General features: G+C 35.8%; 9 protein-coding genes. All 9 read right to left on the reverse strand.

The window, feature by feature from the left end; genetic code table 11:
* Positions 1-362: 362 nt before the first annotated feature.
* A complete protein-coding gene (locus tag FLA105534_RS06280; RefSeq protein WP_173965182.1) occupies positions 363-899 on the reverse strand; it encodes an STM3941 family protein in 537 nt (178 codons plus the stop codon).
* Positions 900-1,197: 298 nt separating this feature from the next.
* The gene (locus FLA105534_RS06285) at positions 1,198-2,886 is read right to left on the reverse strand and encodes a glycoside hydrolase family 28 protein (RefSeq protein ID WP_246253176.1); all 1,689 of its coding nucleotides are present in this window, start codon (positions 2,884-2,886) and stop codon (positions 1,198-1,200) included.
* A 375-nt stretch (positions 2,887-3,261) separates the two neighbouring features.
* Positions 3,262-4,593 carry a hypothetical protein gene (locus FLA105534_RS06290; RefSeq protein WP_246253177.1) on the reverse strand — a complete coding sequence of 444 codons (1,332 nt, stop codon included), beginning with the start codon at positions 4,591-4,593 and terminating at the stop codon, positions 3,262-3,264.
* Between the two features lie 25 nt (positions 4,594-4,618).
* Entirely contained in the window at positions 4,619-7,027 is a 2,409-nt protein-coding gene (locus tag FLA105534_RS06295) for a TonB-dependent receptor (protein WP_173965184.1), read from the reverse strand.
* 711 nt (positions 7,028-7,738) lie between these two features.
* Entirely contained in the window at positions 7,739-8,752 is a 1,014-nt protein-coding gene (locus FLA105534_RS06300) for an FAD:protein FMN transferase (RefSeq protein ID WP_246253178.1), read from the reverse strand.
* A gap of 67 nt (positions 8,753-8,819) precedes the next feature.
* Positions 8,820-11,012: a PepSY domain-containing protein gene (locus tag FLA105534_RS06305; RefSeq protein ID WP_173965185.1), complete on the reverse strand. Its 2,193-nt coding sequence runs from the start codon at positions 11,010-11,012 to the stop codon at positions 8,820-8,822.
* A gap of 174 nt (positions 11,013-11,186) precedes the next feature.
* Positions 11,187-11,666, reverse strand: coding sequence for a DUF2271 domain-containing protein (locus tag FLA105534_RS06310; protein WP_173965186.1), 480 nt, complete (start codon positions 11,664-11,666; stop codon positions 11,187-11,189).
* A gap of 76 nt (positions 11,667-11,742) precedes the next feature.
* Complete coding sequence (locus tag FLA105534_RS06315; RefSeq protein WP_173965187.1) at positions 11,743-13,236, reverse strand: ankyrin repeat domain-containing protein; 1,494 nt, start codon at positions 13,234-13,236, stop codon at positions 11,743-11,745.
* A gap of 253 nt (positions 13,237-13,489) precedes the next feature.
* The gene (locus FLA105534_RS06320) at positions 13,490-14,725 is read right to left on the reverse strand and encodes an MFS transporter (protein WP_173965188.1); all 1,236 of its coding nucleotides are present in this window, start codon (positions 14,723-14,725) and stop codon (positions 13,490-13,492) included.
* Positions 14,726-14,733 lie beyond the last annotated feature (8 nt).

Raw genomic sequence — 14,733 nt, forward strand, 5'->3', positions numbered from 1 at the left:
TTTTTTTTATACTCACTATAAAATTTATAGATATGCTCGCTATCTGCTAGAAGATTTAAACTTTTAATAAATTTTATTTCTTCTTTATTAAGAGTCTGGTTAGTTTCGCTTTTGTTGCAAGAAATCAACGATAACATTATCAAAATAAGAATCGGATATTTTTTCATAATTTTAAAATTGGACTAATTTTTATTCTCTTTCTGCCAGTTTGCATTTATTTATATTTCACTATTTCCTCCTGCTACATCATAATATAAAACAAATAGCTCTGCCAAGTATTCTACAATTACATAAATGTGTGGCTTTTTAGTTGACATTTTGACACTTCGAAAAGTAAGGGTATTACTCGATTTTATGCGTTACTAATGTTTCTCTAAGAATATTTGATAATAATTATTAAGCATAGTTTTTAATTCATGAAAATTACATTGTAAAGCAACGGATGATAAAGCAATAGGGGTACCATACATACTTAGATTAGATTTTAATAAGTTTAAAATAAGTTTGTTTTTAGCTTTATCTAAATACTCATTGGGATTACGAACATCTATCAATAAAAATTCAGTTGACATAACTTTTTTTCGCCTAATTCCTTTTATATCTTTCCAATGAATCAAACCTATACTTCCTACGCTTGATAGATCAATTATACCTTCTTTAGTGATGATCAAACCATATTTGTTTCTAAAAGTTTTAATTGTAACTAGAATTATACTGACAAATGTGAAAATAGAACCTATTAAACCAAAAAACTGTATAAATGAAGTACTTTTAAAAACAAAAGAAGCATACTTATCAGGATTTAAAAACATATTCAAACATAGAATCCCAAAAATTATTCCTGCGACCAAAAGAAAAATAATTTTAGTATAATTTCTTTTAATTCTTATTATTTCCATTATATAAAATTTATGTTTTAATTATAGTTGCTGCAATACCAGCTCTGCCAGGTGTTTTTTAATTACATAAACGCGCTGCGCAAATGTCTTTGACTTTGTAGCGTATCTAGCAAATATATTTAAAAACAAGCTAAATTTAATTGCATCAATAAGTCTATTAAAAAAGGCAGAGACTTTTGAAACGCTTATGAGTTATAAGTAACGGAAAAATGCGCAAAGTTAGGGACATTTGCGCAGTTTTTCAGTTGACATTTGAAGACTTTGGCGAGCGAGATATTTTTTGTTTGTAGTTTTTAATTTAAAACTTTACAGCATTTTTAGAAACGTTTTCTCCCAGAGTAGTTCTTTTAGATAAATCTTGTTTTTGGGAGGAAACCAATTCGATATTTTGACACGCTTCTCCGTTTATCGAAATTGCTTTTGTCGAGGCCGAATTAAATTCAACATTTTTTAAAGACATATTTTGGGTATTGTAGATTTCAAATACGGTACTATTTTCGATGTCTAATGTTGCATTGTTGATTTTGATTCCGTTGGCATCAATGATTGTAAAACCCTTTTCTGCTTTGGCGATCAGATTAGAGATTTCGATGTTTTGAAGGTTCATCTCGGGTAAACCTTGAAGAAATACCGCCTGTTGCGCACCTCTAATCGTGATGTTTTTGATCGAAATATTTTTAAATTGTGGTGTTTCTTCGTTTACAGGAACAGCTTTTGTAGTAACGGTGTTTCCGCCTTCGGCCAAAGTTTCGGCAATTGATTTCCCTCCATAGTACAAATCAAATGAAATAGCCTGTGACGGAATATCGGTCATAAAAATATCCGAGATGTAAATATTTTCTACAATTCCTCCTCGTCCGCGAGTGCTTTTAAAACGAAGCCCCACGTCGGTTCCCATGAAAGTACAATTAGAGACATGTAGATTTTTTACGCCGCCCGACATTTCGCTTCCTACCGTTACACCACCATGTCCGTGATAAACGATGTTATTTTTAACGATAATATTTTCACAGGCAACAGCGCGATCACGACCGTCTTTGTCTTTTCCCGATTTGATGCAGATCGCGTCGTCACCCACATCAAAACTTGAATTTTCGATAATTACATTTTTGCAGGATTCCACATCAAGACCATCACCATTTTGAGAAAACCACGGATTGCGAACGGTTATATTTCTAACAATTAAATCTTCAACCATAAATGGATGAATGTTCCAGGCGGGAGAGTTTTGAAATACAGGCCCATCAAATAGTACTCTTTTACTATTTTGAATACTTACCAAAACCGGACGGAGAAAATCGTGAATGGCTTCAAATTCTTCTTTGGTTTTTAGATCGTGACGAACATTTTGATCCGCACTTTTAGCCCCTTTTAGATATTGCTCAGAAGGATACCAACTGTCTTTTTTCTCGTTTAAAACACCACCGGAAGCTACAAACTTCTTCCATTGTTCGTCCGTGAGTTTGTTTTTTTTAACCTGTCTCCAGGCTTCTCCGGAACCGTCCCACACACCACTTCCTGTAAAGGCTACATTTACCAGATTCTTGCCATAAATAGGAGAGAGGCAGCGCCAGGTGTTAAGCCCTTCAAAACTGGTTTCGATAATTGGATATAAACTTTTATCGGTAGAGAATTTAATAAGAGCCCCAGCTTCGGCATGAAGTTCAATATTACTTTTTAAGATAATTGGGCCAGTAAGCCAGATTCCTGGAGGAATAACTACCTTTCCACCACCTTTTTTGGATAGTGCTTCTATGGCATCAGCGAAAGCTTTAGTGTTTAAAACATATCCGCCATTGACCGCACCGAAATCTTTTAGGTTTACGGTATTTTGAGGGATTAGTGGTTCATTGACTTTTGCCATTTTAAACTCTATATTTTTATAGGTGTCATAGGGTTTGTTACCCTGAGCAAAACTATCTGGAAATAAACAGAGGATCGTAAGGATCAGAGTAATGCGTAGAAGTTGGATTGGGCTAGCATTCATGGGTATGAATTTGGTTTGAAATTTAATTATAAATTAGTATTCGTTGTTACTAAATTGTCTTATTCGTTATGGCTTTTTTTTAGAAATTTTAAAAAACAGCTCCAATAAAGAATAAAACTTAAATGTAATCGATTACACAAATCTAAGAAAAATATTTTATTTAATGTAGTTGTCGAATCGTTTGTGGGGAAAAAAACGTAAAAATTATGAATTGAACTGCTGTAATTCATTTTGACTTCTCGCTATAAGAAATAAAAGATTGTCCTAAAAACAAACATTCCGTTCCAGAAATCTGAAACGGAATGTTTTAATTAAAAAAAAAACTCAAGTAATAACAATTGTTATGAGTGCTTTTACTGCTTTTGCAGCTTTTTTTTAGAATACTCCAATATAATGGTTTCCTGCTTTGTTAACCAGTTTTGCTCCTTTGGTAACAGCTCCTGTTGGAATATCGATAACATAAATGTTTCCGTCTTTTCCAACTGGTGTAACAGCCAGGTAAAGTTCGTTACCGTCAACTACAAAACCTTGGTATTGACCAAAATCTATAGCAGTATCGTAAGCGATACCGTCTACTTTTTTAGCCGTTTTAGCATTTAGATCTACTCTGGCAACAAACCCTTGTTTACCGGTTGCAGTTTGCGTGTAAAGTACATAAGCAATTCCGTTTCCTGCATATCTCCAAGCATCGATATAAGATCCTTTTATGCCTAACGCAGCATCAAGGCTGATAACAAATGAGTCATCATATTGATTGTTTTGGTTGATTCTTACAATAAATGAACCTTTGTTTGTATCTCTTTGAGTTGCTTGATAGATGTTACCATCAGTTCCTAAGAAACTATTAAAGCTACGGAAACCGCTTGTATCTCCAAAACCAACTTTAGAAGTAATGACTTGTGGATTTGCTAATGATGGATAATCTACTACAACAGATTTAGCGCCTAAACGGTCATAGGTTGTTTCGATTTGCCCTGTAGTTGGATTCGTTTTACGTAACCATGTTCCGATAATTACTTTATTTCCTGCTTTGTTGATCGTAGGAGCATCTAAACGGAAAATATGGTGTCCCTGAGCTTCTTCCTGAGGGCTTAATGGAAGTTCATACTGATCGTATTTTGAAATACGAATGCCTTTAAGGTCTAAAGCAAGGACAGTAGCAGTACCTCTCGTATACATGTAAGTTTTATCCGGATTTGTTTTAATTATTGGAGTACTTACATTTACAGCAACACCGGTTTTGTCTCCATCAAAAAGTTTATTCCATCTTGGAGATGTTCCTGCATATTGCGAGATGTTTACGGTAGTACCTGATTGGGTGAAATTTTTGGCTCCATTTACTGCATACGTCATAAACTCTCCACCGTTAGCCCCTGTATAGGTAATGTTGAAGAGAGTTTTTCCGTCTACAGAAGATTGCAAACGAGCCGTTCTGTTCGATTGTACAGGCATTCCGTCTGCATAAACATTAATCGAGTAGTTTGGATCTTTAGCGTTTTTTTTCGTAACCGCATAAACCATAGTTCCTCCGTTTCCGTCTCCGGGATTTTCCTGCATTAATGCGCCTGAAACTGTAATCCAACGATCAGTTGTTTCCGGATTTATTGGATCGGCACTTTTCTCATCATTACTGCTACAGCTTGTAGTTAATGAGAATGCACCTAAAACTAGACCACATGTAAATAGTTTAAACATATTTTTTCTCATATTCATTGTTTTAAAAAATTAGATATTAAAAGTTATTTAGGGTATAATTAAGTTTCAGATAAAAAGCGCGTCCGGGTTTTTGAACAGCGTAATTATCGAAAACCTGTTTATCAAATATATTTTTAGCGTCAAGACTTAGTACAAATTGTTTATTCGGAAAAACATAACTCAAGCCTAAATCCTGTGCAAATTGTGCTGGTGTTTTGGAGTCTGGTACGTCTATCCAAATTGTTGGAAAAGGATCTACATAACCAAAGTTATAATACAAATTCAGTTGTGAATTTTTTTGGATCAGTTCCTTAAAGTTGTACTGTACGTTTCCGTTTACCGTAAAGAAAGGTTCATTTGGGATTTGTCTGTTGTAAAAATCTAGTTCCTTCCCATTATCATCGTATTTCTTTTTGTATAAGGAGTTGAATTTTGACATGTTCATCGATACAAACAAACGGTCGTTATAGCTATAATTAAACGATGCTTCATAGCCAATGGATTGCGCGCGTCCCAGATTATCAAATGGTAAAACTTGTATGGCATCATTAACTCTGTCATTCGAGACACGAACAATTCGATCACGGGTATTTCTTGAAAAACCTGTTGCAGCAACGGATATTTTATGCGTATTTATTGCGTAAGGTCCAAATTGTAACCCTAAATTGAAATTGTTGCTTTGTTCGGGTTTTAGATTGGGGTTAGCCAATACATTTTCACTGGGTCTTCCAAACATTTCATTTGCAGCTGCTAATCTGACGGCTTTTTCTGCTGATGCCGTAATCATAATCTCAGGAGTAACAAAGTAGGAAGCAGCCAGTCCGTATCCAAATAGTGGAGTTGTACTTTTGATAATCCTTTCCACTACCGTGGTTTGCCCATTTTGTGTGACCAATTCCGGTTTTCTATGGTTAACTTTTTGCTCGTAAAACTTACCGAAAATATTGGTTCTCAGACGTGAGTCAAAAGCCTGCATTTCGTAAGCTAGGGAAGTAACTGTTTTTTGCAAATCAAATGTTGCTTCAAAATCTTTTTGAAATTCAGGTTTGATTAAATCGTCCTCATTTCTATCCAATGTATAGAATAAATTACTGAATATAAATCTGTTTTTTTCATTTAGATTATAAGTCAATACGGTTCTGGAACTTAGTATATTTTCTGAAATGTTATTAATGGTGGGACCAGCCTGCTGTGCTCCCGTATGAGATAAAAGGGGTTTGCCTGTCCTTAAATCTATTACTTTTTCACCAGACCAGTTGTAAACCGTTCTGACCGTATCGTTTACCACTTCATGTTTGTTGCTAAAAACCGTATTGGTTGAAAAATCAATTTTTTTAAATAGGAAATCTTTTTTGGAGTAATTCAGACTTAGTACAGTAGCATCAGCTTCGGAAAAACGGCCTTTATAAGGTTTTGTCATGTATTGGCCATGCTGAATTTGATTGTGATCTTCAGAGACATTTAATCCAATTAAAAAATTGTCAGCCCATTTAACATTGGTAAAACCGGCTTCAAATCTTCCCCCGTAAGATCTGTATCGGTTCTCGAAACGTTTAACCCGCGCAGCTTCACGAGTTCCGTCCGGTGCTATGTTGTAAACAAATCGTCCCCATATTTCATAATCGTTATCAGAGTAGTTATAAAACCCCGATCCTTTTACCGTAAAACCTGATTTGTCGCGATAAGTTGTGTTAAAGTTAGACTGAATAGTATTGAATGAACCATAAGAAAGGGAAGCATTTAGCGTATTTTTGGCACCTTTTTTTAGAATCACATTTATAGCTCCACCCAAGGCGTCATCAGCCAGTTCCGCAGGAGTGACTCCTTTGTAAACTTCGATGCGCTCGATTAAAGCAGGTGGTATACTGTTAAGACTAAAAGAAGAGCCGTATGTATCTAATGGAATTCCGTCAATAAAAATTCGGATAGCGTTTCCTGACATTCCATTTAGATTGTAATTAACGCTCGATCCTAATCCTCCATTTTGTCTGATTCTTACGCCGGCAGAGCGGTCAAGTAATTCATTTGTTTGTATATTTCTGGTAGCAGCCTCTTTAGTTTCTATAACATTCACGGAGAAACCTTTGTTCATGATCTCCTTTTTTACAGAGTTCTTTTTGATTACAACCTCTTTTAAGGCTTTTGGATCAGTTGATTTTTCCAATAAGATGTTTACGGGAACAGTAGGGCTATTTACAACAACTTTTATTGTTTTTGTTTTGGCTTCAAGTGAAGTGATTTCAAGGGTATAATTGCCGTAAGCAACGTTTTTAATTTCAAATTGACCGTCGTTACCCACTATGGCAAACTTTTGAGTTCCGGCGATTGTAACCGATGCGCCAAATGCAGATTCAGCGTTTCCAAAAGTAACTTTTCCTTTAATATTTCCATTTTGGGACCAACCTGAAAAATGAATGAACGTCAACAATAACAATAAAAACCTCATGATTTATGTACTTCTTAAATAGGAATGCAAACTTAAATCATTGTTTATATTTAATCTAAATAAAGAGATTAGAAGATCATTAGAATTACATTAGAAATTCTAATGTTGAGATTAATTTGAAATTTGAAGTGAGAGGATACCATCAGTTTTGTACTATAATACTTTTTAAATTACCCAAGATTGAACAAAGTAAAATAGTGTTGAGCTATGGTGTTTTGTGGTATGGTGTTGATAGGTAGTTTTTTACGAGATACTAAAATGGTGAACTATAATTGCTTAATTTTGAAACGGATTACTATCGAAAACAAGGTCAGTTCTGCGAGGTGATTTATGTTAGTGGAATAATCACTTGTCTCTAATTTCTTTCAAATATTTAAAATAAAAGACAAGGAGAAATTGTGGTGCTTTTGCATGAAAATAAAATTCTCGCAAAGGCGCAAAGTTTTAGATTGGAGTATTTTGATGCTTCACACAGAAAAATCTTTGCGTCTTAGCGACTTCGCGAGAAACAAAAATCTGCAAGATCTGCTAAATCTGTATAAAAGAAAACTCTCGCAGAGGCGCAAAGTTGCAAAGTTTTGTGTTGGAGTGTTTGAAGCCCCCACACAAAAACAGCTTAGCGTCTTAGCGACTTCGTGAGAAACATAAATTTGCAAACCCGAGCGATAGAGAACAGGCGAAGCAAGCTACGCGAAAAAAACTAGCAACAGATTAAAGTCTAGGCTTGAATTTTTTGATTTTAAAGTTTTTAGATTTGACCAGTTTGCCATTATCTGTAATCATCACACAGCTATAGTCGGGGTATTTTTTTAATAAAAGAAGGCCTTCTTTTTGTCCTAAAACCATAAGCGAGGTACTTAAACCATTTGCGGTTTCGGCATTAGGTCCAAAGACGGAAACACTGCACAAACCGGTAGCAGGATATCCGGTTGCGGGATTAATGATATGAGAATAACGCTTGCCATCAAAAACTACAAACTTCTCATAGCTTCCGGAAGTGGTCACAGCGCCATTGTTTAACGGAACTACCGCAAACAGTGTATCAGGGTGAAAAGGATTGGTCATTCCGATGTTCCAATCTTTGCCGTTGGGTTGTCTTCCCCACGCGGTCATGTCGCCTGAGCCGTTTACGATTCCGGCTTTAATGCCTTTTTCGAGCATCATATTTCGGCATTTATCTGTTGCATAACCTTCGCCCAGAGCGCCAAATCCAATTTTCATTCCTTTCAATTTTAGGAATATGGTCGATTGAACGCTGTCTAGGATAATGTTTTTGTAACCTACTTTTTCTACTGACTTTTTTATGGCTTCAGGTGAAGGTATTTCAGTCATTGATCCGTCAAATTTCCAGATTCTGTCCATAGCGGCAAAACTTACATCAAAACCGCCTTTGGTCGCTTCAGAAAATTGTATGGCTCTTTGCGTGAGTTCAAAAACTTCGCGATCTACTTTTACAGGTCGGATTCCGGCATTTTGATTGACTTGAGAAACCTGAGAATCGGGTTTCCAGTCGGAGATAAGATTCTCTATTCGTGTAATTTCAGCAATTACCGCATCAATATTTTGTTCAGCCGCAAGGGAATCTTTAGCCACAATCGAAATATCAAAACGTCCCCCCATAAGCAATGTAGTTCTTTTTCGCAAAGCCTGTGCAGTACTAGTTAGGCTCCAAAACATTACCAGTAGCAGTAAAGAGTGAGTATGGATCGCTTTTTTGATTGACATTGAAATTTGTTTTATGTTTTAAAGAGGCATAAAATTGATGTTGTGATGCATTAAATGCAATAATTCGCTAGTAACAATCGCTTAGCAATTGGCCATTTTTCTTGTATTCCGAAAGATTTTTTACATTTCTTTCCAGACATAATTGATCTAGAATTGATTCTACATCCTGTTGCATGGCCAGTGAGCCACAAATCATAATTACACCACCTTGATGTAGTAAATTAATGAAAAAATCAGCATCGCGTTTGATCAGGTCCATAACATAAAAATGTTCATTTTCACGAGATAAAGCCAAATGAAAACTTTGCAGTTTTTGTTTCTGAATCATTTCAGTCGTAAATTTTTTATAGCCTGAAACAGTCTCGGTTTCCATTCGGAACCCTGAATACAAACGTATTTCTGTTTTAGTTTTGTTCTGTTCGATCATTCCAAGGAAAGGTGCGATACCGGTTCCGTTTGAAATAAAGGCCACCTGAGGCACTTTTTTAGGAAAATGAAAAGCTTTATTGTTGATGATTCTGGCTTTGATTACATTCCCGGGAACTAAGGCATTTAAGAATCCGGAACCTAATCCGTGCGGATGTAATTTTACAACCAACTGAATGTTTCCGGAATGATTTCCGATCGAGTAGAGGCGTTCTCTGCTGTCGTTTGCCGGATAAACTGCCAGTAAGTCTCCTGAAGTAAATTTAGCTCTCATGTTAGCACGTAATGTAATCAGGAAAGTTTGTTCTGTTTCGGAAATAAGTGTTTTGTCTAAAACCATTAATTTTTGCAATCCTTTGGGAACATGATTGTACAAAGAAGGCGTTGTCGACAACGGAATTCCGGTTTTAGCACTCCACAGCCTGATCCAGTTTACAAACTCTATTGCCGATTTATCGTTTACGGTTTGAACTTCCAGAAAGCGTTCTGTCCAATTTTGATTTTCTAGCTGTTTGTCTATTTCAAAGGCAAAACCACAAAAATCAGGATAAGCTTTTGAACCAAATCCAACTATAGAATAAGAGATTTTTTGTTGCTGCGGATGTTTCTTTAAAAGTGATATAAATTTATTTGCATTAGAAGGGGCGTCTCCTAATCCGTGTGTCGAGGAGAAGATAATGAGATGTTCTGCTTTTGGAAAAGCGGTATAACTGTTTAGTTCGGTAACAAACGCTTTTTTGCCCTGATCGGTCAATTGTTTGAGAACGGCATTGGCAAATCGCAAAGAGCTTCCGTTTTCGGAACCTACCAGCAGTATAAATTCACTTTCAGCAGCTTTGTATTTATTTTTGATTCGGCTGGATCTTCTTTTTAAGGTGATAGCAAATCCCGAATAGATAAAAAAGAGGATGTTGATACTGGCAATCGCAAGTATAAAAGCCCAGATTCCATTAGCTCTTCCGGTATGCAGATCGAGACTTAACTCAGACAATTGAGCGGTTACCGGAGAAAATTTTTTCGTAACAATAGCCCCTGTAACCTGATTGACTTCAATTTCGCGGTCTTTTAATCCTATAATGTAATATTCTTCCGGGTCAGATGTAAAAGGAAATTCGATTTTTTCGACATCTGCTAAAAGAGTGTGTTTGAAAACGGAGGTTTCTTTTTCTTTTTTGGAAACAACGGCTTTGACAGTTTTAACTTTCTCCTGGTCTTTTTTATCCAGGAAGAAGTTAAATTTTTCCAGAGATAAATAAGTTCCGGTAAGTGCAATAATCAGAATTGGAATTAGAGCCAGTCTTCCTAAAACAACATGGTAATATTGTGTGAAATATTCTTTGACCACTTTAGAGAAAAAATTACGGATGCCTCTTTGTCTGTTTAATACCAAGGCAAAGCCCGAGATCGCAATTAAAACGAGTAAAAAGGAAATAACACCTACAAAAAATCGTCCCGTTTCATGAAGAAACAAAGAACGATGGAATCCGGTCACCCATTGAATAAATTCACTTTTTTTTAGAGGTGTTCCTAATTGTTTACCGGTTTTAGGATCAATATAAGCATTAATGTCATTGCCGTCTTCATCAATAGCTTGCAAAGTTACAAACTGATTGTTATCGACGCTTACGGTTGTAATTTCAGAATAATTCTTTTTGAGTACGGTTAAGGCTTCTTCCAGTGTTATAGTATCAAAATTTTCGGCACGGTACGGAAGTGTTTTTTCCTGCATCGTATCAACAGCCAGAATAATACCTGTTGCCGAAGCGAGGATCAAAAACAAAGAAGAGAATAAAGCAAGAGCCAGGTGTGCGTAACGCCAAAAAGAAAGAGTCATGGAGTGTAATCTATAATGTAATCAAATTTAAGCGTTTTTTTACCACAGATTAAAAGGAATTTTAATTTGTTTAGACCTTTTGAATCTGTGGTTATTCTTTTTCAAAGAATTTAATTAGAGTGTATTCGTGCGATTGCTTCGCCTGTTTGTTTTCGCACGCTATGACTATTAGAATTAAACTTTGTTCAATCTCACGTATCTGATATAACCTTTTCCTTCAGTTTTATTAGCCAGTCCTTCAGTGGTAAGCGGAATTTCTAAATCGCTTACATAGTACTTCTGATCTTCTACTGCCGATTCAAATCTTAGTTTATATCCTTTGTTTATTTTAGAATCTTCGATTTCAATCGTGGTAATGCTGCGATCCCCGCCTGTAACAGAAGCTCCTGTTTTTGCACTGATGTCAGCAGGTTTTGAAGTTTGAAACTTATTCCACTCTTTCAACGATTTGTACCATTTTTTATCGTCACCCATTACATAAAGTGTTTTCTCGTATTCTCCTTTTGGATTGATAAGCGAAACGACGATGTAAGCGCCTTCTCCCATATAATTAGCCATTTGAAGCATACATTTGTATTTGCTTTGTGCTGTAGACTGAAAAGAGATTAAGCAGATTAACGCAGCTGTAAGCGCTATTTTAAATATTGATTTCATATTAATTTTAGACTTTTAGATTCTTAGATCTTTAGATTTTTGGAATTTGGAATTTGGAATTTGATTTTTCTACCGATTACTTTAAAAAGTCAATAGAAACATTGTTTTTTGTTAACGATTCGTTCTCTTTTGCTAAAGCATAAGCAGTTTCGTCAAATTCGGTGTTGATTTCTTTTTTTGCACCAATTGAAAGAAGGTATTTTAAGATTGAATCGTCTTTTGCAACCATCGCTGCTTTGTGTAAAGCTGTTAAACCATCCTTGTTTTTAGCATTAACATCAATGTTTAAAGAAGCTATTTTTTTTATTAAAGTCAGGTCATTTTTTGCAATAGCATAGTGATACAGCGTGCTTCCGTCTTTTTGAGGAGCAGCTAAATTCAGTCCTTTTTCCTGAAGTAATTTTACTTTTGCTTCAAATGGGTCTTGTACAGCATTAGCTTCACGGCCCATTGGACGGTATGATTGTACTAAGTAAACTCCTAGATTGTTCCCGTCTTTATCTTTTACATTTACATCGGCACCTTTGCTTAACAAGGTTGCAACCGCTTCAGGAGTGCCTGATTTTACTGCAAATGTCAATGCCGATTCCCCTTTAATATTTTGTAAGTTAATGTTTTTTGATACTGGTAATAATTTGTCTAAGGCAGAAGTTTCTCTTGCTCCGGCAGCGATCATTAACGGTGTATTTCCGTCTTTGTCGACTTTGTTAGCATCAACACCTTTAGCTAAGAAATAAGCAATTATTTCTCCCTGATTTGGTTTGTTTGCCAATAAGTGAAGTACATTTTCTCCGGACTTACCAGTAGCTGTAGCTTTTAATTTTACTTCTTCTACTAAAAATTTATAAGTTTCAAGCGTATTGGTTTCTCTGCGTGATCCCTGTGCTGCAATTAGAAGTGCATTGTCAGTAGGTTTTACTTTTCTGTCTAAAAGTTTTTTCAAAAGTACAATGTTTCCGGTTCTTGCTGCATAGTCAAAAGCAGTACTTCCATTAGCGTCAACATCTTTTAGAGACAATCCTTTGGTAATTAAATAATCCGTAAGAACAAGTTCTTTATCTGATGCTATAGCCATTAATAACAGGTTGGTACCGTCAGCGTATTTTTTCTTAGGATCAATTCCGGCTTTGAAAAAAGCATCATACAAAGCGGTATTGTTTTGACCATTTGAAGCTGCAAAAGCGAGTGGAGTAGTAGCGTGGCTGTCTTCAAGGTTAATGTCAGAACCTTTAGCAATAAGATAGTTTACCAATTCAACATTTCCTCTGTAGGCTGCCCAATGCAGATAAATACGATTATCGTGAGTTAATTTAACTATTGGATTACCAGGTTGGTCTAATAAAAATTTTATAGTAGCAATAGGAGCATCGTTGTTGATTGCGATAACTGTAGCATCAAAAGCATTGGCATTTGCTTCTACCGGATTATTCCCTTTTGCAATTTCAGCTTTAACGGTATTTACATCCGGTGCCGTTTTCCAAAAAGATTGTTCTAATAATATGTTTTTTTGCTGGGCACTAACAAATAAAGAAGCGACTAATGCAAAAGAGATAAAGAAATTCTTTTTCATATTTAAAGATTTACTATTTTTTAAAAAATTAGTTGTTTTGGTACATTACTAAAATAGCTTGCGTGTACAATCTATTTAGAATAGTTAAAAATAACGCAAATGTAAAAATTAATATTAGTAAATCAATGTATTTGCTGAAGAAACTCCAATTTTAATCTTTTTTTAAGGATTAAAATATTCAGAAAGTAAAAAACACAGTTTACAGTCTCAATTTGGAGTTTACATTTTACAGTTTAGCGGTTTTGTTATGAGCCTACTGTTTTCTTTTTTTTCCTTCGATGTTGGGTAGTAAACTGGTCAAAACTCCTATCAGGGGTAGGAAAGCGCAAATTTTAAACACATATTCGATGCTTGTAGTATCGGCTAATTTTCCCAATACAGCAGAACCTAATCCACCCATACCAAAAGCCAGTCCAAAGAATAGCCCGGCAATTAAACCTACTTTACCCGGAACAAGTTCTGTTGCGTAAACCAGAATGGCTGAGAATGCGGATGATATAATTAAACCAATAACTACGGATAATATTCCGGTCCAGAAAAGTGAAACATAAGGTAATAAGAGGGTAAAGGGAGCAACACCTAAAATAGAAATCCAGATAATGTATTTTCGTCCAAAACGGTCGCCTAATGCTCCTCCAAATAATGTTCCTGCAGCTACTGCACCAAGAAATGCAAAAAGATAAATTTGTGATTCCTGAACAGATAAATGGAATTTGTCAATCAGATAAAATGTGTAATAACTGGTCATACTGGCCATATAAAAGTATTTTGAAAAAATCAATACCAGTAAAATTCCTAATGAGAATATGACTTTTTGTTTGGAAAGCGAATGGTGTCTTTCTTCTAAAACAGCCGATTTGTTTAGTGCTTTAAGATTTAAATGCTCCTGATACCATTTGGCAACACCTGATAGAATTACAATACCTACGATGGCGGCTAAACAGAACCATATAATATTAAATTGTCCATAAGGAACCACAATTATAGCTGCCAACAAAGGTCCAATTGCACTTCCTGCATTTCCTCCAAGCTGAAAAATCGATTGGGCAAGACCTCTTTTTCCGCCAGAAGCCAAATGGGCAACGCGTGAAGATTCGGGGTGAAATATGGACGATCCGATGCCAATTAAACTTACAGCAAGTAAAATATTAACAAAGCTCGAAGCTACGGCTACTGCTGCCAGACCCACAAGAGTAAAACCCATACCGATAGCCAATGAATACGGACGCGGTTTTTTGTCGGTATAAAAGCCAATAAAAGGCTGCAGTATGGAGGCGGTTAGCTGATAGGTCAGGGTAATAAGTCCAACTTCGGTAAAAGTCAGACTAAATTTAGTTTTTAGAATAGGGTAAACCGCAGGAATAACAGCCTGAAGCATATCGTTGATAAAATGCGTAAAACTGATGGTAAATAAAATAGAGAAAACGGTTTGCTGGGCCAATTGCTTCGATCCGGCTAGTGTATTGGTAAAAGTAGTGTCTGTTTTCATAAGTAATA

The organism is Flavobacterium collinsii (assembly GCF_902804485.1).
GTDB classification, from domain to species: domain Bacteria; phylum Bacteroidota; class Bacteroidia; order Flavobacteriales; family Flavobacteriaceae; genus Flavobacterium; species Flavobacterium collinsii.

Bases quoted from the DNA above. Each gene is read 5' to 3' on its own strand.
- FLA105534_RS06290 (WP_246253177.1), bottom strand. From the start codon at position 4,593: ATGAGAAAAAATATGTTTAAACTATTTACATGTGGTCTAGTTTTAGGT.
- FLA105534_RS06320 (WP_173965188.1), bottom strand. From the start codon at position 14,725: ATGAAAACAGACACTACTTTTACCAATACACTAGCCGGATCGAAGCAA.
- FLA105534_RS06315 (WP_173965187.1), bottom strand. From the start codon at position 13,236: ATGAAAAAGAATTTCTTTATCTCTTTTGCATTAGTCGCTTCTTTATTT.
- FLA105534_RS06310 (WP_173965186.1), bottom strand. From the start codon at position 11,666: ATGAAATCAATATTTAAAATAGCGCTTACAGCTGCGTTAATCTGCTTA.
- FLA105534_RS06280 (WP_173965182.1), bottom strand. From the start codon at position 899: ATGGAAATAATAAGAATTAAAAGAAATTATACTAAAATTATTTTTCTT.
- FLA105534_RS06285 (WP_246253176.1), bottom strand. From the start codon at position 2,886: ATGAATGCTAGCCCAATCCAACTTCTACGCATTACTCTGATCCTTACG.
- FLA105534_RS06305 (WP_173965185.1), bottom strand. From the start codon at position 11,012: ATGACTCTTTCTTTTTGGCGTTACGCACACCTGGCTCTTGCTTTATTC.
- FLA105534_RS06300 (WP_246253178.1), bottom strand. From the start codon at position 8,752: ATGTCAATCAAAAAAGCGATCCATACTCACTCTTTACTGCTACTGGTA.
- FLA105534_RS06295 (WP_173965184.1), bottom strand. From the start codon at position 7,027: ATGAGGTTTTTATTGTTATTGTTGACGTTCATTCATTTTTCAGGTTGG.